Genomic DNA, 649 nt, shown 5'->3' with positions numbered 1-649 from the left:
TAACGCCTTGTTAAGGTGTGAGGCACGCAATACCGAAGCCTCCGCATAGCACCTTAACCACTAAAACTAACGCATAGTAAAAATGCCACGCGTGCCGAATCACTCTTGAACAATTTGTTATGTAGCCGACTTTCAGCTTAGTGCTTTCTGCCCAATTAGGATTTTGGGGACAATACCAGCTTTGCGATACAAACCTAAAGCAGATTCATTGAAGGAATATACTTCTAAAAACAGCTCTTCTCCGCCGTTAGAAATAGCCCTTTCCTCAAATGCCTCTATTAGCGCCAATCCAACGCCTTGGCTTCTAAAGCATGAATCCACTACTATTTGTTCAATGCTCGCGATTTTTCGCTGTTTGAGCGTCCAAGACTTACGAACCCATAGCTCACCAAAAACAAAACCTACTAACTGCCCTTTGCTTTCGGCTACCAGAAAAATCGAGCTTTCACTTTTGATTATCTTGTGTAGGTCTATTTTTTGTTCAATTTCTTCCGGTGATAAAAAGTCATCAGGTAAATTTGCTTGATGATACTCATTAAGCTGAAACTGTAGTTTCTTGATAACACTGATATCTTCAATGCGAGCTTGCCGAATATTTAACATATATAAATCCTTTTAGCTTACCGTCCTCTCGCGGCTACATAACGCC

At 41.0% G+C, this 649-nt stretch carries 1 protein-coding gene; it reads right to left on the bottom strand.

Features of this window, described 5'->3' with window-relative positions; all coding sequences use genetic code 11:
- Positions 1–132: 132 nt before the first annotated feature.
- On the bottom strand, positions 133–603 hold the full coding sequence (locus R7Q09_RS26255) for a GNAT family N-acetyltransferase (RefSeq protein ID WP_005386960.1): 471 nt from the start codon (positions 601–603) through the stop codon (positions 133–135).
- Between the last annotated feature and the right edge of the window lie 46 nt (positions 604–649).

The organism is Vibrio sp. 2130-1, from assembly GCF_033339515.1.
Note: the sequence above shows the minus strand (reverse complement) of the source record. Positions and strands in the feature narration are given on the sequence as shown.